At 60.7% G+C, this 26,832-nt stretch carries 19 protein-coding genes; 14 read left to right on the forward strand and 5 right to left on the reverse strand.

Going from position 1 to position 26,832, the window contains the following annotated elements; genetic code table 11:
* Window positions 1-356 precede the first annotated feature (356 nt).
* From putP to IF199_RS02415, 5 genes are all read left to right on the forward strand, one after another.
* Entirely contained in the window at window positions 357-1,841 is a 1,485-nt protein-coding gene (gene putP, locus IF199_RS02395) for a sodium/proline symporter PutP (RefSeq protein WP_096819880.1), read from the forward strand.
* 226 nt (window positions 1,842-2,067) lie between these two features.
* Window positions 2,068-4,083: a type VI secretion system Vgr family protein gene (locus IF199_RS02400; protein ID WP_192559597.1), complete on the forward strand. Its 2,016-nt coding sequence runs from the start codon at window positions 2,068-2,070 to the stop codon at window positions 4,081-4,083.
* A complete protein-coding gene (locus IF199_RS02405; RefSeq protein ID WP_192559598.1) occupies window positions 4,073-4,780 on the forward strand; it encodes a DUF4123 domain-containing protein in 708 nt (235 codons plus the stop codon). Before IF199_RS02400 ends, IF199_RS02405 begins: the two co-directional genes overlap by 11 nt.
* Before the next feature lie 335 nt (window positions 4,781-5,115).
* Window positions 5,116-5,436: a hypothetical protein gene (locus tag IF199_RS02410; RefSeq protein ID WP_192559599.1), complete on the forward strand. Its 321-nt coding sequence runs from the start codon at window positions 5,116-5,118 to the stop codon at window positions 5,434-5,436.
* 106 nt (window positions 5,437-5,542) lie between these two features.
* Window positions 5,543-6,382, forward strand: a complete 840-nt coding sequence (locus IF199_RS02415; protein ID WP_007952304.1) for a 23S rRNA (adenine(2030)-N(6))-methyltransferase RlmJ — start codon at window positions 5,543-5,545, stop codon at window positions 6,380-6,382.
* Between the two features lie 49 nt (window positions 6,383-6,431).
* Here IF199_RS02415 and msrA read toward each other — a convergent pair whose 3' ends face one another.
* The 5 genes from msrA to aceE all read right to left on the reverse strand — a co-directional run bounded on the left by msrA (window position 6,432) and on the right by aceE (window position 16,437).
* Window positions 6,432-7,097, reverse strand: a complete 666-nt coding sequence (gene msrA, locus IF199_RS02420; RefSeq protein ID WP_102620170.1) for a peptide-methionine (S)-S-oxide reductase MsrA — start codon at window positions 7,095-7,097, stop codon at window positions 6,432-6,434.
* Between the two features lie 106 nt (window positions 7,098-7,203).
* Window positions 7,204-9,900, reverse strand: coding sequence for a putative bifunctional diguanylate cyclase/phosphodiesterase (locus IF199_RS02425; protein WP_192559600.1), 2,697 nt, complete (start codon window positions 9,898-9,900; stop codon window positions 7,204-7,206).
* Between the two features lie 238 nt (window positions 9,901-10,138).
* Window positions 10,139-11,536: an alkaline phosphatase D family protein gene (locus tag IF199_RS02430; RefSeq protein ID WP_192559601.1), complete on the reverse strand. Its 1,398-nt coding sequence runs from the start codon at window positions 11,534-11,536 to the stop codon at window positions 10,139-10,141.
* Between the two features lie 279 nt (window positions 11,537-11,815).
* A complete protein-coding gene (gene aceF, locus IF199_RS02435) occupies window positions 11,816-13,780 on the reverse strand; it encodes a dihydrolipoyllysine-residue acetyltransferase (RefSeq protein WP_192559602.1) in 1,965 nt (654 codons plus the stop codon).
* A gap of 11 nt (window positions 13,781-13,791) precedes the next feature.
* Window positions 13,792-16,437 (reverse strand): pyruvate dehydrogenase (acetyl-transferring), homodimeric type, encoded by a 2,646-nt coding sequence (aceE, locus tag IF199_RS02440; protein WP_096819872.1) that lies wholly within the window; start codon window positions 16,435-16,437, stop codon window positions 13,792-13,794.
* Window positions 16,438-16,699: 262 nt separating this feature from the next.
* On the opposite strand from aceE, the gene IF199_RS30440 reads away from it, so the two are divergent.
* From IF199_RS30440 to IF199_RS02480, 9 genes are read left to right on the forward strand one after another with little or no spacing between them, the layout of a single operon-like run.
* Entirely contained in the window at window positions 16,700-16,825 is a 126-nt protein-coding gene (locus IF199_RS30440; RefSeq protein WP_255261909.1) for a hypothetical protein, read from the forward strand.
* Complete coding sequence (glnE, locus tag IF199_RS02445) at window positions 16,822-19,761, forward strand: bifunctional [glutamate--ammonia ligase]-adenylyl-L-tyrosine phosphorylase/[glutamate--ammonia-ligase] adenylyltransferase (RefSeq protein WP_192559603.1); 2,940 nt, start codon at window positions 16,822-16,824, stop codon at window positions 19,759-19,761. Before IF199_RS30440 ends, glnE begins: the two co-directional genes overlap by 4 nt.
* 51 nt (window positions 19,762-19,812) lie before the next feature.
* Window positions 19,813-20,847 carry a lipopolysaccharide heptosyltransferase II gene (gene waaF, locus IF199_RS02450; protein WP_039766536.1) on the forward strand — a complete coding sequence of 345 codons (1,035 nt, stop codon included), beginning with the start codon at window positions 19,813-19,815 and terminating at the stop codon, window positions 20,845-20,847.
* A 1-nt stretch (window position 20,848) separates the two neighbouring features.
* Window positions 20,849-21,910: a lipopolysaccharide heptosyltransferase I gene (gene waaC, locus IF199_RS02455; RefSeq protein ID WP_085711109.1), complete on the forward strand. Its 1,062-nt coding sequence runs from the start codon at window positions 20,849-20,851 to the stop codon at window positions 21,908-21,910.
* Window positions 21,910-23,031, forward strand: a complete 1,122-nt coding sequence (locus tag IF199_RS02460; RefSeq protein ID WP_192559604.1) for a glycosyltransferase family 4 protein — start codon at window positions 21,910-21,912, stop codon at window positions 23,029-23,031. Before waaC ends, IF199_RS02460 begins: the two co-directional genes overlap by 1 nt.
* Window positions 23,032-23,838 carry a lipopolysaccharide core heptose(I) kinase RfaP gene (gene rfaP / locus IF199_RS02465; RefSeq protein WP_096819869.1) on the forward strand — a complete coding sequence of 269 codons (807 nt, stop codon included), beginning with the start codon at window positions 23,032-23,034 and terminating at the stop codon, window positions 23,836-23,838.
* Window positions 23,838-24,572, forward strand: coding sequence for a lipopolysaccharide kinase InaA family protein (locus IF199_RS02470; protein WP_096819868.1), 735 nt, complete (start codon window positions 23,838-23,840; stop codon window positions 24,570-24,572). The genes rfaP and IF199_RS02470 overlap by 1 nt, the downstream gene beginning before the upstream one ends.
* Window positions 24,569-25,321: a lipopolysaccharide kinase InaA family protein gene (locus IF199_RS02475; RefSeq protein ID WP_192559605.1), complete on the forward strand. Its 753-nt coding sequence runs from the start codon at window positions 24,569-24,571 to the stop codon at window positions 25,319-25,321. Before IF199_RS02470 ends, IF199_RS02475 begins: the two co-directional genes overlap by 4 nt.
* Window positions 25,321-26,772, forward strand: coding sequence for a lipopolysaccharide kinase InaA family protein (locus IF199_RS02480; protein ID WP_192559606.1), 1,452 nt, complete (start codon window positions 25,321-25,323; stop codon window positions 26,770-26,772). The genes IF199_RS02475 and IF199_RS02480 overlap by 1 nt, the downstream gene beginning before the upstream one ends.
* Window positions 26,773-26,832: the final 60 nt, after the last annotated feature.

The following is a 26,832-nucleotide window of genomic DNA, read 5'->3' on the forward strand; positions in this document are numbered from 1 at the left end:
AATATTCGGCAATTTGTCAGGAATAAATTTCAGCTTCGCGATGACCGCTCTAGATAGGTGCTTTCAAGGCAGATGGAGGGGTGTCACTGCGCCGGAACAGTGCAAAATAGGCGGTTTGCAGTCGAAAAAACGACGTAGGTGCAACTAATTCTCAAGAAACTGGTTGCACCTGTTTTGCTTTGTTGCATAGGATTCGCGCCAAAGGTGCAACCGGGGAACCCGGTGTACCGGCCAATGGCTTTCCTGGGGAAACATTGGTCATAAATGCGCGGCCGTGCGAATCGTCTGTCAGACGTCAGTCTGCAAACGGTGCAACCGCCGCCGCTACATAAAAACAAAGCCAGGGCACGTACGTAATGAGCGCAAGCAATCCAACCCTGATCACGTTCGTGATCTACATCGCAGCAATGGTGCTGATCGGCTTCATGGCCTATCGCTCCACCAACAACCTTTCCGACTACATTCTGGGCGGCCGCAGCCTGGGCAGCGTGGTGACCGCATTGTCCGCCGGCGCTTCCGACATGAGCGGCTGGTTGCTGATGGGCCTGCCGGGCGCCATCTACATGTCCGGCCTGTCCGAAAGCTGGATCGCCATCGGCCTGATCGTCGGTGCCTACCTGAACTGGCTGTTCGTCGCCGGTCGTCTGCGTGTTCAAACCGAACACAACGGTGATGCGCTGACCCTGCCGGACTACTTTGCCAGCCGTTTCGAAGACAAAAGCGGCCTGCTGCGGATCATTTCGGCGGTGGTGATTCTGGTGTTCTTCACCATCTACTGCGCTTCCGGCATCGTGGCCGGTGCCCGTCTGTTCGAAAGCACCTTCGGCATGTCCTACGAGACCGCGCTGTGGGCCGGTGCTGCGGCGACGATTGCCTACACCTTCGTCGGCGGTTTCCTCGCGGTAAGCTGGACCGACACCGTGCAAGCCACCCTGATGATCTTCGCGCTGATCCTGACGCCGATCATCGTGCTGCTGGCCACCGGCGGCGTGGACACCACGTTCCTGGCCATCGAAGCCAACGATCCTGGCAACTTCGACATGCTTAAAGGCACCACTTTCATCGGCATCATTTCGCTGATGGGCTGGGGCCTGGGTTACTTCGGTCAGCCGCACATCCTGGCGCGCTTCATGGCCGCTGACTCGGTGAAATCCATCGCCAACGCCCGCCGCATCTCCATGACCTGGATGATCCTGTGCCTGGGCGGCACCGTGGCTGTGGGCTTCTTCGGTATCGCTTACTTCTCGGCCAACCCGGACGTGGCAATGCCCGTGAGCGAGAACCACGAGCGTGTGTTCATCGAACTGGCGAAGATCCTCTTCAACCCGTGGATTGCCGGTGTCCTGCTGTCGGCCATTCTGGCGGCGGTGATGAGCACCCTGAGCTGCCAGTTGCTGGTGTGCTCCAGCGCCCTGACCGAAGACTTCTACAAAACCTTCCTGCGTAAATCCGCCTCGCAAGTCGAGCTGGTATGGGTCGGCCGCGCCATGGTGTTGCTGGTTGCACTGATCGCTATCGCGATGGCCGCCAACCCGGAAAACCGCGTGCTGGGCCTGGTGTCCTACGCCTGGGCCGGTTTCGGTGCAGCCTTCGGTCCGGTCGTGCTGATCTCGGTGATCTGGAAAAAGATGACCCGCAACGGCGCATTGGCCGGCATCCTGGTCGGCGCGATCACCGTGATCGTGTGGAAGCATTTCGAAGTGCTGGGCCTGTACGAAATCATCCCGGGCTTCATCTTCGCCAGCCTGGCGATCTACTTCGTCAGCCTGCTGGGCCAGCCGAGCAGCGGCATGGTTCAGCGCTTTGAAGCGGCCGAGAAGGATTTCCATCTGAACAAGTGATGGGAATGAGCTGAGGCTCACAAAAGAACGGCCCGATTCCTATAGGAAGCGGGCCGTTTTTTTTGCCTGCGTTTTCCCTGAAGGAAAAGTCTGTAGTCGAATACGCCGATTATTGAAGGGGAGATCGAAATTTGAAGTAGGGAAAATCTGATTTTCCGGTCACCCATCCTGCACCCCTTGCCCCTCATGCAGAATCGCCCGCCCTCATTCTGCAGAGAGACATCGGATGTTCGCGCCTGCCAATCAACCGCGTTTCACGTTGACCGTCGAAGGCGCCCAGTTTGATCTCAAAGTCCTTGAGTTCACGGGCAAGGAAGCCATCAGCCAACCCTTTCGCTTTGACCTGGAACTGGTCAGCGAGCGGCCGGACCTGGAGCTTGAAAACCTGCTGCACTGTCAGGCGTTTCTGAGTTTTGATGAAGACGGTTCCGGTATTCACGGTCAGATCTATCGGGTCGGGCAGGCGGATTCCGGCAAGCGTCTGACCCGCTACCACGTCAGCCTTGTTCCGCGTCTGGCCTATCTCGGCCACCGGATCAATCAGCGGATCTTCCAGCATCAAAGCGTGCCGCAGATCGTGACGCAGATCCTCAAGGATCACGCGATCCTGCGCGATGCCTTCGAATTTCGCCTCGGTAGCGATTACCCGCCCCGTGAATATTGTGTGCAGTACGCCGAAAGTGATCTGGTGTTCATTCAGCGCCTGTGTGCCGAAGTCGGCATTCATTTCCACTTTCAGCACAGTCCTGACGGGCATTTGTTGGTGTTCGGCGACGATCAAACGGTGTTCCCGCGTCTGGCCGAACCGACGCTGTACCTCCCGGGCAGCGGCATGGCTGCATCGGCCCCGGCGATCAAGCGTTTCACGGTACGTGTTGAAACCCGCACCAGCGTAGTCACCCGGCGTGATTACGACTTCACCAAACCCCGGCTGGCGCTGCAAAGTCGCGCCGAAAGCGAACAGCGCCCGGTGCTGGAGGATTATCACTTTCCCGGCCAGTTCACCGAGCGCGAAACCGGCAAGCAACTGGCCCAGCGCACGCTTGAGCGGCATGTCGCCGACTACCGTCAGGCTGAGGGTCGCAGCGATCAATCTGCCTTGGTCAGCGGACATTTCCTGCAACTGACCGAGCATCCACGCCAGGACTTGAATGACCTCTGGCTGCTGACTGCCGTCGAGCACCATGGACGACAGCCGCAAGTGCTGGAGGAGTCGGTCACCAGCGATGGCGATGAATTCCAGGGTTACCGTAATACCTTTCTCGCCACGCCGTGGGACGTGTTCTTCCGTCCACCGATGGGCCCGGAAAAGCCACGGATGCTTGGTTATCAACCGGCCGTGGTTACCGGCCCGAAAGACAGTGAAATCCATTGCGACGAGTACGGCCGGGTCAAGGTGCAACTGGCCTGGGATCGCGACGGCGAACTCAACGAGCATTCCAGTTGCTGGCTGCGGGTCGCCAGTGGTTGGGCTCATGACCGCTATGGCAGCGTGCTGATTCCACGGGTCGGCATGGAAGTGCTGGTGGGGTTCATCGATTCGGATGCCGATAAACCATTAGTCATGGGTTGCCTGCCGAACGCGGCGACGCCGGTACCGCTCGATTTGCCGGCCGACAAGACCCGCAGCATTTTCCGTAGCCAGAGTAGTCCCGGCGGCGGGGGCTACAACGAATTGCGCATCGAAGATCGCAAAGGCGCCGAGGAAATCTACCTGCGCGCCCAGCGAAACTGGACGCAGCATGTATTGAATGATCAGCAAGTTCAGGTCGACAACCAGCGCAGCGTCGTCGTCACTGGCCTTGCTAAACATGAACTGAAAGCCGATGAGCAGCGCATCACCCACGGCCAGCGCCAGACCGAAGTGAAGCAGGACGACCATCTTACGGTGACCGGTGACCGGCACATCCGCGTGAGCAATCAGGCGATCAACGCCAGTGCGCAATTCCACGTCAGCGCCGGTCAGCAAGTGGTGATCGACGGCGGGGCGAGCGCAACGATTCAGGCGGGCGGGCAGTGGATCAACATCGGCCCCGGCGGGATCTTCAGCAGCGTGCCGATTGTGGTGGGTGGTGCGCTGATGGCGGCGATGAGCGCCGCGCCGACCGTGCCGGGGTTGCCGGAGAAACTGGTGGCGGCACCGGCAGCGATTCTGACCGCTGCGCAAATCATGAGCCTTAAAGGTGACGCGCCGTTCTGCGAAGAATGTGAACGCTGCAAGGACGGTATTTGTGCAGCCTGATCAATGGTTGAAGAATGAGTCGCTGAAACCGTCGGAGCAGTTGTTCGCGATTTTCAGCAGCGCCAGTGAGGTAGAACCGCTGAAAGTCTGGCCTTCGAATGCGCAGATGCCGAAACCGGTCTGGGCGGAAACGATCTATGCCGAGTGGGATGCGGTGATGCCCTACGTGGGAATCGTCGACGCGGGCAGTGAGTTTCTGGATTGGGTCGCGACCACCGAGTCTCGCGACTGGGGTTGGCTGGCGGTCTCTTCGGCGGGGCTTGAGGCGGTGGTCGAGCATTTTCGCAGTTTGACTCAGGTACTGATGCCGGACGGGGAAGCGGTGTTCTTTCGGTTTTGGGATGGGCGGTATTTGTTGCCGATCCTTGAGTCGCCTGAGGTGGAGGTCGGGCAACTTCTACCGGTCCTCTCGCGAGGGTTGATCAACGGTCAGGCCGTCGAGATCGGGGGCAGGGCGCAGGCCTCGGGTCAGAAGTTTCCTTGGTGGTCGGTGCCGGAAAAACTGCTGGCGCAATTCGGTGGTGATGCCCGGATCAACAATGCCTTGCAGTGGTTGAGCGAGGAACAGACGGCGTTGTTCGAGGCGTTTCCCGCCGATGTCCTGCGCTGCAAGGTTGTCAGGTTTTTTGCGGTTTCGGCGTCGGACGAATCGTCGGCTTCGGCATTGCTGGACTACTTGCGGGACGAATCAGAGTGAAATTTCCGGGCAAGGGCTTCGGACGTTTCCTGCGAGTTGTGGCGGTTTGCGTGAACTGGTGGGGGCGGTGGTGCGGGGATAGTCTTTTGGCTGTCACTGCGAGAGTGGTGACAGGGTGTAGGAACCCTTGGAAAACTCACCGTGCATTAGCTCTGTCCTTTGATTGCGGCACTTAAGTGTGTCCATAACATCGTTCGCGGCGGCTGTGCGCGGGAACGCTTCGGCGTAGCTGAGTTTGGTGGGTTCCTCAGTTTCCTACTCTCGTGTACAGCTGCCACCCAAACCTGTAGGAAGGTCGTTGGCAGCCTCACTTAACCTGCCGAGGTGCAAACAATATGTCGACGTTAAAACCCGATCCACCGTACGAACCCTTAATCCCCCACCCCAACAACCGCCTCATGGCGCTGACCAGCAACTGCAACGACATGCCCACCCTGTTCATCGACACCCACGCCCCGCTCGACATCCTGATGGACGCCGCCAACTACCGCATCCGCGCGGTCATCCAGGTCCTGGAAAACATGTGCATGCGCGGCTCGGTCGAGTGCGACTCGGTCATCCTCAGCGACTTCGCCCAGCTCTGCGTGATTCCGCTGCGTGATGGCTGCGATGTGTTGGATGTGATTGGCAAGCGCCTACGCGCCATACCGTCCTGACTCGATCGTTCCCACGCTCTGCGTGGGAACAAACGCCCACTCAGCCCCCAACCCCTGACTTGCCGCCCGGTAAAAGGTAAACTTCACGGCCCTCGCAGGAGCAGCCATGAATTATCGTCACGCCTTCCATGCCGGCAATCACGCCGATGTGTTCAAACACCTGACCTTGACCCGCCTCATCGCCCTGATGTCGCGCAAGGAGCAGCCGTTTGCCTATCTCGACAGCCACGCCGGCATCGGTCTGTATGACTTGCAGGGCGATCAGGCCAACCGTACCGGCGAGTACCTGGAAGGCATCGCGCGCTTGTGGGACCAGCCGGATCTGCCGGCGCTGACCGCCGATTACATGAAAGTGCTGCACGAGATGAACCCGGACGGCCAGTTGCGCTATTACCCGGGGTCGCCGGAGCTGGCGCGGCGTCTGACCCGGCCGCAGGATCGGGTGATGCTCAATGAGAAGCACCCCGAAGACGGCGTCCTGCTCAAGGACAACATGGCCGGCGATCGTCGGGTCAAAGTGCATCTGGGCGAGGGCTGGCATGTCGCCCGCGCGATGTTGCCGGTGCAGGAGAAGCGCGCGGTGATGCTGATTGATCCGCCGTTCGAACAGCTCGATGAAATGCAGCGCTGTGCAGCCTCGATGAAAGAGGCCATTGGCCGGATGCGCCAAACCGTGGCGGCGATCTGGTATCCGGTGAAGGACCAGCGCGCACTGCGTCGTTTCTATCAGGATCTGGCCGGCACCGGTGCGCCGAAGTTGCTGCGGGTCGAGCTGCTGGTGCATCCGCTGGACACGCCGAACAGCCTGAACGGTTCCGGGCTGGCGATCGCCAATCCGCCGTGGGGGCTGGAGGAAGAATTGCGTGAGCTGCTGCCGTGGCTGTCCAAGAAACTGGGCCAGACCCAGGGTGGGTGGCAGATGGATTGGTTGATCGCCGAGAGCTGATCAACCGTCAATCGCTCCCACGCCAAGCGCGGGAGCGATCAGGGCGGGCTTAGTTACCTGCCAGGCTCGGTGGCATGCAAACGCCCGTGCCGCCAATCCCGCAGTAGCCTTCCGGATTTTTCGCCAGATACTGCTGGTGATAGGTCTCGGCAAAGTAAACGGTCGGCGCCTGTTCAATCTCGGTGCTGATTTCACCCAGACCTGCCTTCGACAGCTCAGCCTGATAAACGGCTTTGCTCTTCAACGCCGCATCCAGTTGCTCCGGATGGGTCGCATAGATTACCGAACGGTACTGGGTGCCGATGTCATTGCCCTGACGCATGCCCTGCGTCGGGTTGTGTAATTCCCAGAACATTGCCAGCAGCTCTTCGTAGCTGACTTTGTCTTTGTCGAAAACCACCAGCACCACTTCCGAATGACCGGTCAGGCCCGAGCAGACTTCTTCGTAGGTCGGGTTCGGCGTGAAACCGCCGGCGTAACCGACCACGGTGCTGACCACGCCTTCACGCTGCCAGAAGCGGCGTTCCGCACCCCAGAAACAGCCCAGTCCGAAAATCGCGAAATCGACGTCCTGAAAGAACGGGCCAAGCAGCGGCGTGTCTTTGAAGACGAAATGGTTTTCAGGCAGGGTCATTGCCGTTTCGCGGCCAGGCAGAGCTTGTTCTTTAGTCGGTAGCACGTTTTTGTTCACCAGAATTTCCGAGCGCAGAACCATGATCGTTCCTCTCAGTCAGGATGGGATGTCAATACACAGACCACCAGTGTGCCCAATGATGCCCAGTTAATCACTAGTCAAAATGTGCGGGTACTTTGGTTGTGGTTTACAGAGGGAGAGGGCCGCGCGGGTAGCGCTTGAGCGCCTGAATCAGCTCGCCGCCCGGAATCGGCCGGTCGAACAGGTAACCCTGGCCGACGTCGCAGCGGTGACGGCGCAGGAACGCCAGCTGCTCGGCGGTCTCGATGCCTTCGGCCACGACCTTGAGTTTCAGGTTGTGGGCCATGGCGATCACGGCGGAGGTGATTTCCATGTCGTCCTGGTTGTCCGGGATTTCGTGGATGAAGCTGCGATCGATCTTGATGATGTCGATCGGGAATTTTTTCAGGTAGCTGAGCGACGAGTAACCGGTGCCGAAGTCGTCCATGGCCAGGGTCAGGCCCAGGCGCTTGAGCTGGTCGAGCTGCAAGTGGGTGTCTTCGGTGGCTTCCAGCAGCAGGCCTTCGGTCAGCTCCAGCTCCAGCAGATTGGCCGGCAGCGCTTCTTCCTTGAGGATGTTGGCGATGGAAGCCACCAGATCCGGGTCGGAAAACTGTTTGGGCGACAGGTTGATCGCCACTTGCAGGTTGCCCATGCCCGCAGCGGTCAGCGCTTTGCTCATGCGGCAGGCCTGGCGGGCGATCCACTTGCCGATCGGAATGATCAGGCCGGTTTCCTCGGCCACGCTGATGAACTGGTCCGGGCGGATCATGCCGCGTTCCGGGTGGTTCCAGCGCAGCAGCGCTTCCATGCCCAGCAACCGGCCGCTGCGCAGGCACAGCTTCGGCTGGTAGAACACGTCCAGCTCGTTCTGGGTCAGGGCGCGGCGCAGGTTGTTCTCGACGAACAGCTTGTAGCTGGCCTCGGCGTTCAGCGCCTCGGTGAACACCTGCACCTGATGTTTGCCGTTGGCCTTGGCCTTGTGCAGGGCGAGGCCGGCGTTGCGCATCAGGGTCTGCGGGTCGCGGCCGTGCAGCGGCGCGCAGGCCAGGCCCACGGAACCGGTGACGCTGATCAACTGGTTGTCGACGAACATCGGTTTGTCGAGGGTCAGCAGCAACTGGCTGGCGATCTGTTGGCCGGCCTCAAGGTCGGTGTTGTCGAGCAACACCGCGAATTCGTTACTGGCGAACCGCGCCAGACTACCGCTCGGGCTCAGGCTGTTGCGCAGACGCCGGGCCAGGCTGATCAACAGTTTGTCGCCGGTCTGGTGGCCGAGGCTGTCGTTGATCCGCTTGAAGTTGTCGATGTCCACCAGCAGCAGGCTGATCGGGGTATCGCTGTCTCGGGCGAAGCGCTCATCCAGATTGCGGATAAATGCAGGCCGGTTGCCGAGGTTGGTCAGGTTGTCGGTGTAGGCCAGACGCTCGATGCGCTGCTGCGCCAGTTTGGTCTGGGTGATGTCTTCGTAGATGCCGATGTAGTGCGTCAGCTCACGGTTGTCGCCGTAGACCTTGGAAATCGACAACTGGCCCCAGTAGGGTTCGAGGTTTTTGCGGCGGCTCTTGAATTCGCCCTGCCAGCTGTTGCTCTTGGCCAGCGCCGAGGGTGCGTCGAACAACAGCTCGCTGAGGTTTTCCAGGGCCGGCAGCTCTGACAGGCGCTGGCCGTGGACTTCCTCGGTGGTGTACTGGGTGATGGCGGTGAAGCTCGGGTTGACGTATTCGACCACGCCGTCGCAATTGACCAGCAAAAAGGCGTTGGCACTTTGCTCGACCGCACGCTGGAACAGATGCAGGGCGCTGGTGGCGGTACGGCGGTTGTGATTGTTGATGACCTGGGCGAACTGGTCGGCCAGTTCACCGGCAAAGGCGATTTCGTCGGACTGCCAGGCGCGGGTGACGCCGGTCTGCTCCAGGCACAGCACGCCGACCACCTGGCCGTCGACACGGATGCTGGCGTCGAGCATGGCGTTGACGTCACGCGGACGCAGGGCTTCGGCCATTTCCCGGGTACGTGGGTCGCGCATCGCGTTGTGCGCGTCGATGGCGCGGCTGCCGTGCAGGGCGTCCATGTAATCGGGGAAGCCGCTGACGTCGATCACCTCCGGCAGAATGTATTCCTGGGTGGCGCGGTGGTAGGCGGAAATCGGTACCAGCTTCTGGCCTTCGAGGTTCCACAGGCTGGCGCAGTCGATTTCATAGATATCGCAGGCGCAGCGGGTAATCAGCTCGGCGGCTTCTTGCAGGGAGTTCTGGCTGCTGTAGCGCTGGCGGGCCAGCAACAGGATCAGGTCCTGCTGGGCGCGCACCCGCTCCAGATGCTGCAGTTGTTCCTGCTGGGCACGCTGATTGAGTTCAAGGGCGATTTGCAGGCGCGAGTTCTGGGTTTCCAGGTCGACGGACGGCAGCGTCGGCGCTTCGTCGAACACATCATCGACCGCCAGCAGGTAACCGCGCAGCAGGTGACGGTTGTGCTGTTTGTAGGCTTCACCCAGTTCAAGAATGCTCAGCGCCCCGGCGGCGGTGTGCAGGGTATAGCGCACCAGATAATGCGGGCTGTCGCGCAGTTGTTGCTGGATCGCATCGTGCAACTGATAGCGCGCTTCGGGCTCCATCAGGCTGGCGTAGGGTGAACCGACCAAAGCGCAGAGTTCGACGGCAGGCTGGCCGAACTGGCGTTCACAGTTGGGATCGAGAAACAGCATCGCCCAGCTGGCTTCATTCAGGCGCTCGAAACGCAGCATGCCGAGCCGCGAGGGCACAGGCAACTGCGTCACTACCTCGGCCACCATACGGCTGGCGGCATCGGGTTGGCTCTTCATGAAGGGAACTCGCTTGGAAATTTGCTGAACGCGCCGGGCTCTCGCCCTCTTTACTGTTGCCTGCGGCAAGGTTGCATCATTGCGGCACCGACTGACAAGAGACATGAAGGCCAAGTGCTATAAGAATATGTCGGCTGCGCTGAACATTTCTCCAGCGGGCGCTGGAAAGTAATGCAGCGGCGCGCTGAGAGCGCCGTTCCAGAGCCTTCTGGCATCCGGAGCGGCGGCATTTTTCCATTCAGCGCAGTGGAATGTCGATTGATTGCAAGTGTTTGCCATCCCGGTCGTGGTAGTTGACCCGGATGTGTTCGACCTCGACCACCATGTGGGCAAAATTGTCCTGGCTGACGACTTGGCTGGTTAGCGTGTGCCGGTATTCTCCCGCGTCTGTGCGAGCCAGCGGCTGATCGAGAATGAACGTCGATGCCCTGGCATAGGGCAGCAGTTTGCTGTTGCTCAGCGGCGAGGACACGACGGTGTGTACTTCAAAGTCCTGGTCTTCGCTGTGGGTCAGGCGACTGGTCAGCGAACCATGCACATCGCCGGAAATGAGCACGACGTTTTTGAGCCGATGCCGGCGGATGGTTTCCAGCAGGCGCAGTCGCTGTTCGGGGAAGCCCGCCCAGGCATCATCGCTGTTCATTTTGCGGTCGGGGTAGAACATGACGCTGGTGACCACGAACTTGACCCGCGCCGGGCTCTCGACCAACCACTTGCACAAGGCCTGTTCCTGTTCTTCATCGAGGATGCGGCGGTTCTCGCTCGACAAGTTGCGGCGAGTTCGACTGTCCGTCACAAACCATTCGATATCGCCGTCGCTGAATTGATACCAGTAGTGCTTCAGTGTCGTGCGATCAATTGTGCCGTTAGTTGTTGTCGCGCAGATCGGGCTATGACTTGCTTGATAAATATCGTAAGCCGCTATTGCATTGCGATACAGGGTTTTATCGGACTTGCTGGCATTCATTGGCCAGTTGTCTTCTATTTCGTGATCATCAAGGATCATGTAAGTCGAAGTGCCGGACATCAGTCGTCGGATATTGGGCAGGGAAAACGCTACACGATACTTTTCAATGAACTCGTCGTAGTCGCGATCCGGTGCGAACAGGTTCAGATCGTCCGCGTAGATCTGATCGCCACACATCATGATTGCACTGATCGCCGGTTGTGCCCCCTCGATCAACTGGCTGATGGACGCGAAGATCCGGTCGCCCAGATGCGGGAGCGACGGGATGCCGGCGGTCAGGCGCAGATAGCGGCAGGAACCGAGGATGTAGGCGCGAGGCTGCAAAGGCCGATGGCTGCGGGTGCGCAGGCGATACGTCTCCCGTGGCCATTGCAGCGGCAACTCCGCCACGCTGTGGATGGTGTGGACGGGACTCATCGGGCTGAACCAGCCGGTCTGGTATTCGTAGTCGGTGTCGGCTTGCAAGTGATCGAGTACCAGCACTTCAGTCATGTCGCGGGTTGAATCCAGTTTGACAAACTGGCCCGATTGCCATTGTTTCGAATCCAATATCCGATAGCGAATGCCGGCAAATACGGCCGTGTTATGTTGCAGTCCGCCGCGAATGAAGATCCGCGCCTGATTAGTTGTTGTGTGGCCAACGATCGGGCCGACAGTAGGTTTCAGCATGTTCGAATCCATTCGAATAAGTATTGGTAATGAATAAAGTTATCCAGCTTTATAGGCGTAACTTTAATGCGCAAAGGTTAGTTGTCTGTTGCTGAAAAATATCGACAGGAAGTGGACTCGAGTCGTGGCTTATATCAGCGCAAGTTGTGGGAAAAGTGCGGGCGGCAGTTATTTCAGGCAAAAAAAAGCCCCGCCAAACTGACGGGGTTGAGGTACGAGCGTGTGGCGCTCGAAAACGTGGAACCCGGTTGGCCCTCCGTTGCCGGAGGGCCAAGCGGTTTACAGCAGGATGGTGCGGATGTCCGCCAGCAGGCTGCTCAGACGCTGGGTGAAGCGTGCAGCAGCGGCGCCATTGATCACACGGTGATCGTAGGACAGCGACAGTGGCAGCATCAGTTTCGGCTGGAAGGCTTTGCCGTCCCAGACTGGCTGGATGGTTGCCTTGGAAACACCGAGGATCGCCACTTCCGGCGCGTTGACGATCGGCGTGAAGCCGGTGCCGCCAATGTGGCCGAGGCTGGAAATGGTGAAGCAGGCGCCCTGCATGTCGTCAGCGGTGAGCTTCTTGTCGCGGGCCTTGGCGGCCAGCGCAGCGGCTTCGGCTGCCAGTTGCAGCAGGCTCTTCTGGTCGACGTTCTTGATGACCGGTACCAGCAGGCCATCCGGGGTGTCGACGGCGAAGCCGATGTTCACGTACTTCTTGCGGATGATCGCCTTGCCGCTTGGAGCCAGCGAACTGTTGAAGTCCGGCAGTTCCTTGAGCATGTGCGCGCAGGACTTGAGCAGCAGCGGCAGGATGGTCAGCTTGACGCCAGCCTTCTCTGCAACGGCTTTCTGAGCGATACGGAACGCTTCCAGCTCGGTGATATCAGCCGAATCGAACTGAGTCACGTGCGGGATGTTCAGCCAGCTGCGGTGCAGGCTCGACGCGCCGATCTGCATCAGACGAGTCATCGGCACTTCTTCGATTTCGCCGAAACGGCTGAAGTCGACGACCGGAATCGGCGGGATGCCCGCGCCACCGGTTGCGCCAGCAGCAGCGGCCGGAGCTTCCTTGGCCTTCTGCATCATGGCTTTGACGTAAGTCTGCACGTCTTCTTTCAGGATGCGACCGTGCGGACCGCTGGCGCCGACAGCGCTCAGCTCGACACCGAATTCGCGAGCCAGTTGACGCACGGCAGGGCCGGCGTGAACTTTCGCACCAGGCTTGGCTGGAGCAGCAACTGGAGCGGCAGCAGGTGCAGGTGCAGCGGCAGCCGGAGCAGCAGCGGCCGGCGCCGGAGCACTCGGAGCGGCAGCGGCAGGTGCCGAGGCAGCAGCCGGAGCGGCGCCTTTGACTTTCAGCTTGAGGATCAGATCGCCAGTGCCGACTTCGTCGTCCAGCTTGATGGAAATGCTTTCCACCACGCCAGCGGCAGGCGACGGGATTTCCATGCTCGCCTTGTCGGATTCCAGAGTGATCAGCGACTGGTCGGCTTCAACGCTGTCGCCAGCCTTGACCAACACTTCGATGATCTTGGCTTTGCCGGCCGAACCGATGTCCGGAACGTGGATGTCCTGAACGCTGTCGGCAACCGGTGCGGCAGGTGCAGCGGCCGGAGCCGGCGCAGCGGCAGCGGCTGGAGCAGCAGCCTGGGCCGGAGCGGCCGCAGCAGGGGCCGCAGCACCCGCCACTTCCAGATCCAGGATCAGGTCGCCAGTGCCGACTTCGTCGTTCAACTTGACGCTGATGGCCTTGACCACGCCAGCGGCAGGCGACGGGATTTCCATGCTCGCCTTGTCGGATTCCAGGGTGATCAGCGACTGATCAGCCTCGACCTTGTCGCCGACCTTGACCTGGATCTCGATGATCTGGGCCTTGCCCGACGAACCGATGTCCGGCACGTGCACTTGCTGAACCGAAGCGGCAGCAGGCGCAGCGGCTGGCGCGGCAGCAGCAGGAGCGGCAGCCGGTTTGGCTTCAGCCTTGGCAGCAGGAGCAGCGGCAGGCGCCGGGGCCGCTTGCGCGGCGCCCTCGACTTCCAGTTCCAGCAGTTCGTCGCCTTCTTTCAGGCGATCGCCCAGCTTCACTTTCAGGCTCTTGATGACCCCGGCCTTCGGGGCCGGCACTTCCATGCTGGCCTTGTCCGATTCCAGAGTCAGGATGCTCTGGTCGGCTTCGATACGGTCGCCGACCTTCACAAACAGTTCGATTACTTCACCTTCACCGCTGCCGATGTCAGGTACGCGAATGAGTTCGCTCACAGAGTTTCTCCTCAGCAGTCCAGTGGGTTGCGTTTTTCCGGGTCGATACCGAACTTGGTGATGGCCTCGGCCACGACTTTAGGTTCGATATCACCACGGTCAGCCAGTGCTTCCAGGGCTGCCAACACCACGAAATGACGGTCGACTTCGAAGAAATGACGCAGTTTCTTGCGGCTGTCGCTGCGGCCGAAACCGTCGGTGCCCAGGACTTTGAATTCCTTGGACGGTACCCACTGACGGATCTGCTCGGCGAACAGTTTCATGTAGTCGGTAGAGGCGATGACCGGACCCTTACGGCCGCTCAGGCACTCTTCGACGTAGCTGCGCTTAGGCTTCTGGCCTGGTTTCAGACGGTTGCTGCGCTCTACGGCCAGGCCGTCGCGACGCAGTTCGTTGAAGCTGGTGACGCTCCACACGTCGGCACCGACGTTGAACTCTTCACGCAGGATCTTCGCCGCTTCACGGACTTCACGCAGGATGGTGCCGGAGCCCATCAGCTGTACGTGGTGCGCCGCTTCGCGGGTGTCTTCTTCCAGCAGGTACATGCCTTTCTTGATGCCTTCTTCGGCACCGGCCGGCATGGCTGGCTGCTGGTAGGACTCGTTCATCACGGTGATGTAATAGAAGATGTCCTGTTGCTCTTCGGTCATCTTCTTCATGCCGTCCTGAATGATCACCGCCAGCTCGTAGCCGTAGGTCGGATCGTAGGTGCGGCAGTTCGGGATGGTGGCAGCCAGCAGGTGGCTGTGACCGTCTTCGTGCTGCAGGCCTTCACCGTTCAGGGTGGTACGGCCGGCGGTGCCGCCGATCAGGAAGCCACGGGTACGGCTGTCGCCGGCAGCCCAGGCCAGATCGCCGATACGCTGGAAGCCGAACATCGAGTAGAAGATGTAGAACGGCAGCATTGGCTGGTTGTGGCTGGAGTACGAAGTGCCGGCCGCGATGAAGGAGCTCATGGCGCCCGCTTCGTTGATGCCTTCTTCAAGGATCTGACCTTTCTGGTCTTCCTTGTAGAACATCACCTGGTCTTTATCGACTGGCTCGTAGAGCTGGCCGACGGACGAGTAGATGCCCAGCTGACGGAACATGCCTTCCATACCGAAGGTACGGGCTTCGTCCGGGATGATCGGAACGATGCGCGGGCCGATTTCCTTGTCCTTGACCAGTTGCGCGAGGATCCGCACGAACGCCATGGTGGTGGAAATTTCACGGTCGCCGGAACCGTCGAGGATTGCCTTGAGGGTATCCAGATCCGGGGTCGGTACGCTGAAGCTCTGTGCGCGACGCTGAGGGACGAAACCGCCCAGTGCAGTGCGACGCTCGGCCAGGTAACGGGCTTCGGCGCTGTTTGGCTCCGGCTTGAAGAACGGCAGGTTTTCCAGCTCTTCGTCTTTCACCGGGATGTCGAAGCGGTCGCGGAACAGCTTCAGGCTGTCGACGTCGACTTTCTTGGTGTTGTGCGCGGTGTTCTTCGCTTCGCCCGCACCGGTACCGTAACCCTTGATGGTCTTGGCCAGGATGACGGTCGGTTGTTCTTTGTGGTTGACCGCTTCGTGGTACGCCGCGTAGACCTTGTACGGGTCGTGGCCGCCACGGTTGAGTTTCCAGATCTCGTCGTCGGACAGGTCTGCAACCATCGCCTTGAGTTCAGGCGTGTTGAAGAAGTGTTCGCGAACGAACGCGCCGTCTTTGGCCTTGTAGTTCTGGTACTCGCCGTCGATGACTTCGTCCATGCGACGTTGCAGGATGCCGTCGACGTCCTTGGCCAGCAGTGGGTCCCAGAAACGGCCCCAGATGACTTTGGTCACGTTCCACTGAGCACCGCGGAACACACCTTCGAGTTCCTGGATGATCTTGCCGTTGCCGCGAACCGGGCCGTCGAGGCGCTGCAGGTTGCAGTTGATGACGAAGATCAGGTTGTCCAGCTTCTCGCGGCCGGCCAGGGAGATTGCACCCAGCGATTCCGGCTCGTCGCACTCGCCGTCGCCCAGGAAGCACCAGACTTTCTGTTTGCCTGGCTGGATGAAACCGCGGTGTTCCAGGTACTTCATGAAGCGAGCCTGGTAGATCGCCTGGATCGGGCCCAGACCCATCGATACAGTCGGGAACTGCCAGAAGTCAGGCATCAGCCAAGGGTGCGGATAGGACGACAGGCCCTGACCGTCGACTTCCTGGCGGAAGTTGTTCATCTGGTCTTCGGTGATGCGGCCTTCCATGAACGCACGGGCGTAGACGCCTGGCGAGGTGTGGCCCTGGAAGTAGATCAGGTCGCCGCCGTGTTCGTCGGTCGGGGCCTGGAAGAAGTAGTTGAAGCCGATGTCGTACAGGGTCGCGCTGGAGGCGAAGCTGGAGATGTGACCGCCCAGGTCAGAATCTTTCAGGTTCGTACGCATTACCATGGCCATCGCGTTCCAGCGTACCAGCGAGCGAATGCGGCGTTCCATGAACAGGTCGCCAGGCATGCGTGCTTCGTGGGTAACGGGAATCGTGTTGCGGTAAGGCGTGGTGATGGCGTAAGGCAGTTGCGAGCCGCTGCGGGTCGCGAGTTCGCCCATACGGGTCATCAGATAGTGAGCACGGTCTTCGCCTTCTTTGTCGAGAACCGATTCCAGGGCGTCCAGCCATTCCTGGGTTTCGACGGGATCGAGGTCTTGCATGGCTTGCTCCAGGGCGGAAAGGCTTCCAGAATCGGTTGCCTGAGTTTGCGACTGGCCTTGTGGGCAGACGATTTAAAATTCTTGGATTGCCGACAGGTTGTTCCGGCGGCGTGTAGTTTTACTACAAATCATCCGGCATTTCAGCCTTTCGAATGTATAGACGAGTAGTAAAACTACAGATGAAAGGCTTGTGGCCTCCGACTGCGTTGTGAGAATAATCGTTAAGGTTGCTCTTTAGCCATCCGAAAAAGGTGAAAGTTTGATGCTGGCTGCCAAAGAAAAAGAAATTTCAGCTATTTCTCACTTTTGTTCGACAGTCCTTCGCGTAGCGGTTTTTCAATCATCACTACAAGCGGCCATTTACACGCCGATCAAGGATAGACCATGACCCTGCCCGCGCTTGCCGAACTGCCCGCCATTCTCCTGCCGTTGGTCAGCCGATCCGAGCAGTCGTTCCGTACGGCCGTCGCCGGACTTGAGGATGATCAAGGCTTCTCCACCTGGACTCCGGAGCGCTGGGCGCAGTTCGCCCGCGTCACCGCCGCCAGCGATTTCGTGATTGAACAGAGCGTTCGTGACCCTTTGATGTTGCTGTCGCTGGCGCAGTCCGGTGAGCTCGATCGGCCGTTCGCCCCCGGCGAGTTGTGCGGGCAGATTGCGGCGGCGGTCAGCACCGCGCAGACCGAGGATGAACTGGGTCGCGTCCTGCGTCGTCAGCGCGCCCGGCATCAGGTGCGGATCATCTGGCGCGACCTGACTCGCCAGGCCGATCTGGTGCAAACCTGCCGCGACCTCTCGGACATGGCCGACGCCAGCATCGACCAGGCTTATCAATGGCTGTACAGCCGCCATTGCGAACAGTTCGGCACACCGACCGGCCGGCGCAGCGGCGAACCGCAGCAAATGGTCATCCTCGGCATGGGCAAGCTCGGTGCGGTCGAGCTGAACCTGTCGTCGGACATCGACCTGATCTTTGCCTACCCCGAGGGCGGCGAAACGGTCGGCGTGAAGCGCGCACTGGATAACCAGGAATTCTTCATTCGTCTCGGTCAGCGCCTGATCAAGGCCCTCGACCCGATGACCGTCGACGGCTTTGTGTTCCGCGTCGACATGCGCCTGCGCCCGTACGGCTCGTCCGGCGCGCTGGTGCTGAGCTTCAATGCGCTGGAGCAGTATTACCAGGATCAGGGCCGTGACTGGGAACGCTACGCGATGATCAAGTCGCGGGTGGTGGCTGGCGATCAAGTGGCCGGTGCGCAGTTGCAGGAAATGCTGCGGCCGTTCGTTTACCGGCGCTATCTGGACTTCTCCGCGATCGAAGCGCTGCGCACCATGAAGCAACTGATCCAGCAGGAAGTCCGGCGCAAGGGCATGGCCGACAACATCAAGCTCGGCTCCGGTGGCATTCGCGAGGTCGAGTTTATCGCTCAGGCCTTTCAGTTGATCCACGGCGGTCGTGATCTGAGCCTGCAACAGCGGCCTCTATTAAAGGTGTTGAGCACGCTGGAAGGGCAGGGTTATCTGCCGCCGGCAGTGATCAGCGAATTGCGTGAAGGTTATGAATTCCTGCGCTACACCGAACACGCGATCCAAGCGATTGCCGATCGGCAGACCCAGATGCTGCCGGACAGCCCGCAGGATCAGGCGCGCATTGCGTTCATGCTCGGTTTCGCCGACTGGGACGCCTTCCATGAAAAGCTGATGTTCTGGCGAGGCCGGGTGGCCTGGCATTTTGCTCAGGTCATCGCCGATCCCGATGAGGAAGAAGGCGCCGACTGCGAAGTGGTGGTCGGCGGTGAATGGCTGCCACTGTGGGAAGAGGCGCAGGACGAAGAAGCCGCTTGCCGCCAACTGGAAGAGGGCGGTTTCGCCGACGCCACCAAAGCCTTGAAAGCGCTGGCCGGTCTGCGCAGCAGTCCACAACTGCGGGCGATGCAGCGTCTGGGGCGCGAACGTCTCGACGCCTTTATTCCGCGCCTGCTCGCCCAGGCGGTGGAGCATGACAATCCGGATCTGGTGCTCGAACGGGTTCTGCCGCTGGTCGAGGCGGTGGCCCGGCGTTCGGCTTATTTAGTGTTGCTGACGGAAAACCCCGGCGCGCTGCGTCGCTTGCTGACTCTGTGTGCCGCGAGTCCGTGGATCGCCGAGCAGATCACCCGATTCCCGTTACTGCTGGATGAGTTGCTCAACGAAGGTCGCCTGTTCAAGCCGCCCTTGGCGCCGGAACTGGCCGCCGAATTGCGCGAGCGCCTGACCCGGATCCCCGAGGACGACCTCGAACAGCAGATGGAAGCCCTGCGCCATTTCAAACTGGCGCATCGCTTGCGCGTCGCCGCGTCGGAAATCGCCGGCAGCCTGCCGTTGATGAAAGTCAGCGATTACCTGACCTGGCTCGCCGAGGCGATTCTGGAACAAGTGCTGGCCCTGGCCTGGCGCCAGACCGTGGCCAAGTACGGCACGCCGCTGCGCACCGACGGCACGTTGTGCGATCCCGGCTTCATCATTGTCGGTTATGGGAAAGTCGGCGGGATCGAATTGGGGCATGGTTCGGACCTGGATCTGGTGTTCATCCATGACGGCGATCCGCAGGCGGAAACCGACGGAGCGAAGCCTATTGATGGCGCGCAGTTCTTTACCCGGCTCGGCCAGCGGATCATTCACTTGCTGACGGCCCAGACCAACTCCGGCCAGCTGTATGAAGTGGACATGCGCCTGCGGCCGTCCGGTGCGTCGGGGCTGTTGGTCAGTTCGCTGGGGGCATTTGCCCGCTATCAAGAAAATGAAGCCTGGACGTGGGAGCATCAGGCTCTGGTGCGGGCGCGGGTGCTGGTGGGCAGTCAGGATGTCGGCCAGGCGTTCGAGAAAGTACGGGCTCAGGTGCTGGGCAAGGCGCGGGATCTGGCGAAACTTCAACAGGAAGTGAGCGAGATGCGCGCCAAGATGCGCGATAACCTCGGCAGCAAGAGCACCGCCGCCGGTACCGCGGCGAATGCCTTCGACGCCACGGCGCCGTTCGACCTCAAGCAGGACGCCGGAGGTATCGTCGATATTGAATTTATGGTGCAATACGCGGCCCTGGCGTGGTCGCAGACCCACCCGCCGTTGCTGCGCTGGACGGACAATATCCGCATTCTGGAAGAGCTGGAACACGAGGGGCTGATGCCCGTCGAAGACGCCAGCCTGTTGCGCGAGGCCTATAAGGCCTATCGTTCCGCCGCCCACCGGCAGGCCTTGCAGAAGGATGCCGGGGTGATACCGGGCGATCAGTTCGCGGACGAACGGCGGCAGGTGATGCGGATCTGGCGCGAGCTGGGGCTAAGCTGATTCTCGAGACGGGGAGGCGTAAAGCCTCCCCGGTTCGTTTTTGGAAACCACATGAATATTCTGATCGTTGGGCCCAGTTGGGTCGGTGACATGGTGATGGCGCAGACACTGTTTCAGTGTCTCAAGCAACGCCACCCGCAGTGCGAAATCGACGTGCTGGCCCCCGAGTGGAGCCGGCCGATCCTTGAGCGCATGCCTGAAGTGCGCAAGGCCTTGAGCTTTCCGCTCGGCCACGGCGCGCTGGAGCTGGCGACCCGTCGGCGGATCGGCAAATCCCTGGCCGGCCAGTACGACCAGGCGATCCTGCTGCCGAACTCGCTGAAGTCGGCGCTGGTGCCGTTCTTCGCCGGCATCCCGAAGCGCACCGGCTGGCGCGGCGAATTCCGCTACGGCCTGCTCAATGACGTGCGCACACTGGATAAAGAACGTTATCCGCTGATGATCGAACGTTTCATGGCGCTGGCCTACGAGCCGAACGCCGAGCTGCCGAAACCGTATCCGCGCCCGAGCCTGCAAATCGACCCGGTGACCCGCGAGGCGGCGCTGGCCAAGTTCGGCCTGACCCTCGATCGCCCGGTGCTGGTGCTGTGCCCCGGTGCCGAGTTCGGTGAAGCCAAACGCTGGCCGTCCGAGCATTACGCCAAGGTCGCCGAGGCGCGCATCCGCGAAGGCTGGCAGGTCTGGCTGTTCGGCTCGAAGAACGATCACGCGGTGGGCGAAGATATCCGCGCGCGGCTGATTCCGGGCCTGCGTGAAGAGTCCGTGAACCTCAGTGGCGGTACTTCGCTGGCCGAAGCCATCGACCTGATGTCCTGCGCTGACTCTGTGGTTTCCAACGATTCCGGTCTGATGCACGTTGCTGCAGCGCTGAACCGTCCGTTGGTGGCGGTCTACGGTTCGACTTCGCCGGGTTTCACCCCGCCGTTGGCCGAGCATGTGGAAATCGTCCGTCTGGGCCTCGATTGCAGCCCTTGCTTTGATCGCACTTGCCGTTTCGGCCATTACAACTGCCTGCGCCAGCTGATGCCGGACGCGGTCAACGATGCCTTGCAGCGTTTGCAGGGTTCTGTGGTCGAGGTCCATTAAGTTGCGGGTATTGCTGATCAAGACTTCATCGCTGGGCGACGTGATTCACGCGTTGCCGGCGTTGACCGACGCTGCCCGGGCGATTCCCGGGATCAAATTCGACTGGGTGGTGGAAGAAGGCTTTGCCGAAATCCCGACCTGGCACCCGGCCGTGGGCAAGGTCATTCCCGTGGCGATCCGCCGCTGGCGCAAGAACCTCTGGAAAACCATCACCAGCGGCGAGTGGAAGCGCTTCAAGCAATCCGTTCGGGCGAACAAATATGACTTGGTGATCGACGCTCAAGGCTTGCTGAAAAGCGCCTGGCTGACTCGTTACGTCAAAGCCCCGGTGGCCGGTCTCGACAAGGGCTCGGCCCGTGAGCCGATCGCCGCGCGTTTTTATGATCGCAAACTGGCGGTGGCCCGTGGGCAGCACGCCGTTGAGCGTGTGCGTCAGTTGTTCGCGATTGCATTGGGTTACGACTTGCCCAAAGGCCTGGGTGATTACGGCCTCAACGTCGAGCGTCTGGTGGAACTGCCACGCAAGAATGCTTACGTGGTGTTTTTGCACGGCACCACCTGGGACACCAAACACTGGCCGGAAAGCTATTGGCGTGAGCTGACCGAGCGGGTCGGCTACCTCGGCGTCGGGATCAAGCTGCCGTGGGGCAACCCGCTGGAGAAGGCCCGGGCCGAGCGCATCGCTGCCGGCTTCAAGCATGCCGAAGTGCTGCCGAAGCTGAACCTGGCCGGGGTCGGCAAGGTGCTGGCCGGTGCTCAGGCCTGTGTCGCGGTGGACACCGGTCTCGGCCATCTCGCTGCGGCACTGGACGTGCCGACGATTTCGCTGTTCGGCCCGACCAATCCGGGCCTGACCGGTGCCTACGGCAAGCTGCAGATTCACCTCGGCAGCGATTTCCCGTGCGCGCCGTGCCTGCAAAAGAAATGTACGTATCAACCGACCGCGCAGGATGCCCGTCAGTTTGACCTGAAACGCGAGTTGCCTTTGTGCTTCACGCGTCTGAATCCCGAGCGTGTCGCCAGCCGACTGAGCACGTTGTTGATGGCTGAGGAGCTGCGTTGATGCAATTGGCATTTGTCCTTTACAAGTATTTCCCGTTCGGTGGTTTGCAGCGCGACTTCATGCGCATCGCCCTCGAATGCCAGAAGCGTGGCCACAAGATCCGCGTCTACACCCTGATCTGGGAAGGTGACGTGCCGCCCGGTTTCGAAGTGCTGGTGGCGCCGGTCAAGGCGTTCTTCAACCATCGCCGCAACGAGAAACTCAGCGCGTGGATGGAAGCGGACCTGGCCAGGCGCCCGGTGGATCGCCTGATCGGCTTCAACAAGATGCCGGGGCTGGACGTCTACTACGCCGCCGACGGCTGCTTCGAGGACAAGGCGCAGAACCTGCGCCATTCGCTGTATCGCCGTTGGGGGCGCTATCGCCACTTCGCCGAGTACGAGCGCGCGGTGTTCGCCAAAGACGCGAAGACTGAAGTGTTGATGATCTCCGAAGTGCAGCAGCCGCTGTTCATCAAGCATTACGACACGCCGCTCGAGCGCTTCCACCTGCTGCCGCCGGGCATCGCCCAGGATCGTCGGCGTCCGGCGGATGCCGACGAAATTCGCGCCGGTTTCCGCGCCGAATTCAACCTCAAGGACGACGAACTGTTGCTGGTGCAGATCGGCTCCGGGTTCAAGACCAAGGGCGTCGATCGCAGCCTGAAGGCGCTGGCCGCATTGCCCGCCGAACTGAAGAAACGCACCCGGCTGTTTGTAATCGGCCAGGATGACCCCAAATTGTTCCAGATGCAGAGTGCAACATTGGGTCTGGGCGACAACGTGACGTTCCTCAAGGGGCGCAGCGATATCCCGCGTTTCCTGCTCGGCGCCGATCTGTTGATCCACCCGGCGTACAACGAGAACACCGGTACGGTATTGCTTGAAGCGCTGGTCGCCGGGTTGCCGGTGCTGGTCAGCGCGGTCTGCGGCTACGCCCATTACATTGCCGAGGCCGATGCCGGGCGCGTACTGGACGAGCCGTTCGATCAGGCGCAACTGACGCAATACCTGACTGACATGTTGAACGACGACGCTGCACGGGCGGCCTGGAGCCGCAACGGTCTGGCTTTCGCCGAGACGGCCGACCTCTACAGCATGCCGCAGCACGCGGCCGATGTGATTCTGGCGGAGCACGCATAAATGAAGTTGATGCTGGCTGAACCGTTCAAGAGCCTCTGGGCCGGCCGCGATGCGTTCGCGGAAGTCGAGGGCTTGCAGGGCGAGGTGTACCGCGAGCTGGAAGCCCGCAGGACTTTGCGCACGGAAGTCGACGGCAACGGATTTTTCGTCAAGATCCACCGTGGCATTGGCTGGGGCGAGATTTTCAAGAACCTGCTGACTGCCAAGCTGCCGGTGCTTGGCGCGGGCCAGGAATGGAAGGCTATCCAGCGTCTGCAGGAAGTCGGTGTGCCGACCATGACCGCCGTCGCGTACGGCGAGAAGGGCAGCAACCCGGCGGACCAGCATTCGTTCATCGTCACCGAAGAACTGGCGCCGACCATCAGCCTCGAAGATTTCAGCATCGACTGGGTCAAGCAGCCGCCGCAGCCAAAGCTCAAGCGCGCGCTGATCGCCGAAGTTGCACGCATGACGGGGATGATGCACCGCGCGGGGGTCAACCACCGCGACTGCTACATCTGCCACTTCCTGCTGCACACCGACAAACCGGTCACCCCGGAAGATTTCAAACTCTCGGTGATCGACCTGCACCGCGCCCAGACCCGCCCGGCCATCACTCAGCGCTGGCGCAACAAGGATCTGGCGGCGCTGTATTTCTCCGCGCTGGACATCGGCCTGACCCGTCGCGACAAGCTGCGCTTTCTCAAGGGTTACTTCCAGCAACCGCTGCGCCAGATCCTGGCTGAAGAAGCGCCGTTGCTGAGCTGGCTCGAAGGCAAGGCCAACAAACTCTACGAGCGCAAGTTGCGCTACGGGGATGCGCTCTGATGGCGGGTTGGAATCTTGAACCCGGGTACAGCGACCTCGCAGCGGATTTTGGCAGCCTTGAAGCGGTATTCGCGCTTGAAGGCGAGCGTCTGACCCGCGACCCGCTGTCCGAAGTCATCCGCGTGCAGCGCAACGGTGTCAATTACTACGTCAAACGCTACGTCGGCGCCGGCAAGGGCTTGCGCCGTTACCTCGGCAAGCCGCGGGTGAAGATGGAGTGGCAGAACCTCAAGCGTTTCGCCAAGTGGGGCATTCCCACCGCCGAAGTGGTGGCCTGGGGCCTGGAGCGCAATGGCATGGCCTACGATCGCGGGGCGATGATCACCCGCGAACTGCCGCGTACCGAGGACCTCTCGGCGCTGGCCGAGCGCAATGACCCCAAACTGAAGAGTCACAGCTGGGTTGACGGCATCAGTCGGCAATTGGCCGTTTACACCCGGACAATGCACGACCATCGCTTCACTCATAACGATCTGAAGTGGCGCAACCTGCTGATCGACGATCAGGCGCGACTGTTTCTGATCGACTGCCCGAACGGCGATTTCTGGCGCGGTTTCTGGCTCAAATACCGGATTACCAAGGACCTGGCCTGTCTCGACAAGGTTGCCAAATATCACCTGTCGAACACCCAGCGCCTGCGCTTCTACCTGCAATACCGCCAGCGTGACCGGCTCAATGCCGCCGACAAGAAACGGATTCGCCACGTGGTGAGATTTTTCGAGGGACGCGAATGACTGATTTTCTCGCCGCTGAAGACCGTGCGCTGCTGGAGCGCCACGGCCTCGGCACGTTCGACGCGTTGTGGGACAAGCAACTCGATGCGGTGGATGAACCGAACACCGACGGCGGCGGCTGGAGCAGTGTGTTCCGGCTCGAACTCGAAGGCCACGGTTATTACCTCAAGCGTCAGAGCAATTACCTGACCCGCACCCTGCACGCGCCGTTTGGCGAGCCGACGTTCGCCCGGGAGTTTCGCAACATCAGCCGTTACAACCAGCTCGGCATTCCGGCGCTACAAGCGGCGTTTTTCGGCCAGCGCAAAATCAACGGCGAAGTGCGCGCGATCCTGCTGACCCGCGCCCTCGACGGTTGGGATGATCTGGATTCGTTGCTGCAGCGCTGGTCCAGCCTGGAAGTCACGCAGCATTCGGCGATTCTCAAGGCCTGCGGCCAGCTGGCGCGGCGCCTGCACGGTGTACGTCAGGTGCACGGCTGCTTCTATCCCAAGCACATTTTTCTGCGTGCCGAGGGTACCGGGTATCAGGCGCAACTGATCGACCTGGAAAAGACCCGACCCCTGCTGTTCGGCCAGCGTGATCGGGTCAAGGATCTTGAGCCGCTGCTGCGTCGTGCGCCGGAGTGGAACGAAGCTCAACTGCGCGAGTTGCTGGCGGCCTATCTCGATCAGTCGGTCGACAGTTCACTGGTCGATAGCTGGGTCACGCGGCTGACCGCGCGGCGCAGTCGCAAGGAGACGCGCTGATGCAGTTGTCCGATCTGAAACACGCCGGACGTACGCCGAGCCTGCCGCTGACGGTTTCGTTGGCTGATGCGGCGGGTGCCGCCGATTTGCAGTTGCTCAGCCTGTTGCGGGTGTTGCCGGGGCAGCGCTATGTCGGTGCCGGCGTGTGGCGCGGGCGTCCGGTGTTGGCCAAATTGCTGGTTGGCAGCAAGGCTGCACGGCATTTTCAGCGTGAACTGGAAGGGGTGAAACTGCTTGCCGCCCAAGGCATGACTACGCCGCTGCTGCTGGCCGATGGTCTGAAGGATGGCGAGGGTGGCTGGTTGTTGTTCGAGTTTCTCGAAGGCGCCGAAAGCCTGGGTGATGCCTGGAGCAAGGTTGAATCCTTGCCGGTGCTGGCCGACGAGCAATCGTCGGTACTGGCCGAGGCCCTCGGCGCCATTGGCCAATTGCACGGCAAAGGCCTGTGGCAGGAAGACCTGCATTTGGACAACCTGCTGCGCCACGACGGTCAGTTGTACCTGATCGATGGCGCCGGTATCTGCGCGGAAAACACCGGCCAGCCATTGTCCCGGCAGAAAGTGTTGGAAAACCTCGGGGTGTTTTTTGCCCAGTTGCCCAAGTCGCTTGAGCCTTTCACCGAAGAATTGTTGGTGTATTACCTGCTGAGCAACAGCGAGCACGCGCTGCCGCTGGAAGCCTTGCAGAAGCAGATCGACAAGGTGCGCGCCTGGCGGTTGAAGGATTTCCTGATCAAGGTCGGTCGTGAATGCACGTTGTTCAGCGTGCGACGCGGAGCCTTTGGCCTGCGTTCGATTCGTCGCGAAGAAGAACCCGCGATGCTGCCGGTGCTGGAGCAGGCCGATGCCTTGCTCGATCAGGGGCACCTGTACAAGACCGGCGGCGCGGCCAGCGTCGGCAAGGTCGAAGTCGCCGGGCGTCCGCTGGTGATCAAGCGTTACAACATCAAGAACTTTGCCCATTGGCTCAAGCGCTTCTGGCGCCCGAGCCGTGCCTGGCATTCGTGGCGCGAAGGCAATCGCCTGGCGTTTCTCGGCATTGCTACGCCGAAGCCGCTGGCGGTGCTGGAAACCCGGTTTTTCTGGTTGCGCAGCAAGGCGTACCTGATCACCGAGTACCTGGCAGGACCGGACATCATCGAGCGTTTTGCACCGTATGTTGAAAGCGGCGAAGCGCCGGAAGCCGAGTTGCAGGCGCTGGATCAGTTGTTTGCGCGGTTGATTGCAGAGCGCATCAGTCATGGTGATTTCAAGGGCCACAACCTGTTCTGGCGTGAGGATCGCTGGGCGCTGATCGATCTGGATTCGATGTGCCAGCACGGCTCGGCGGGCAGCTTTGCTCCGGCTTATGCCAAGGATCGTGCGCGGTTCATGCGCAACTGGCCTGAGAGCAGTGCGCTGTATCAGGTGATTGATCAGCGTTTGCCCAAGGATGCATCGGGCGCTGCGTGATTTCTTTCGCAAGCCGGTAAGACGTTTCTGCAATAAAAATCGGGTAAGGCATGTGGCGAC

Origin of the sequence: Pseudomonas allokribbensis, from assembly GCF_014863605.1 — a bacterium.
Taxonomy (GTDB): domain Bacteria; phylum Pseudomonadota; class Gammaproteobacteria; order Pseudomonadales; family Pseudomonadaceae; genus Aquipseudomonas; species Aquipseudomonas allokribbensis.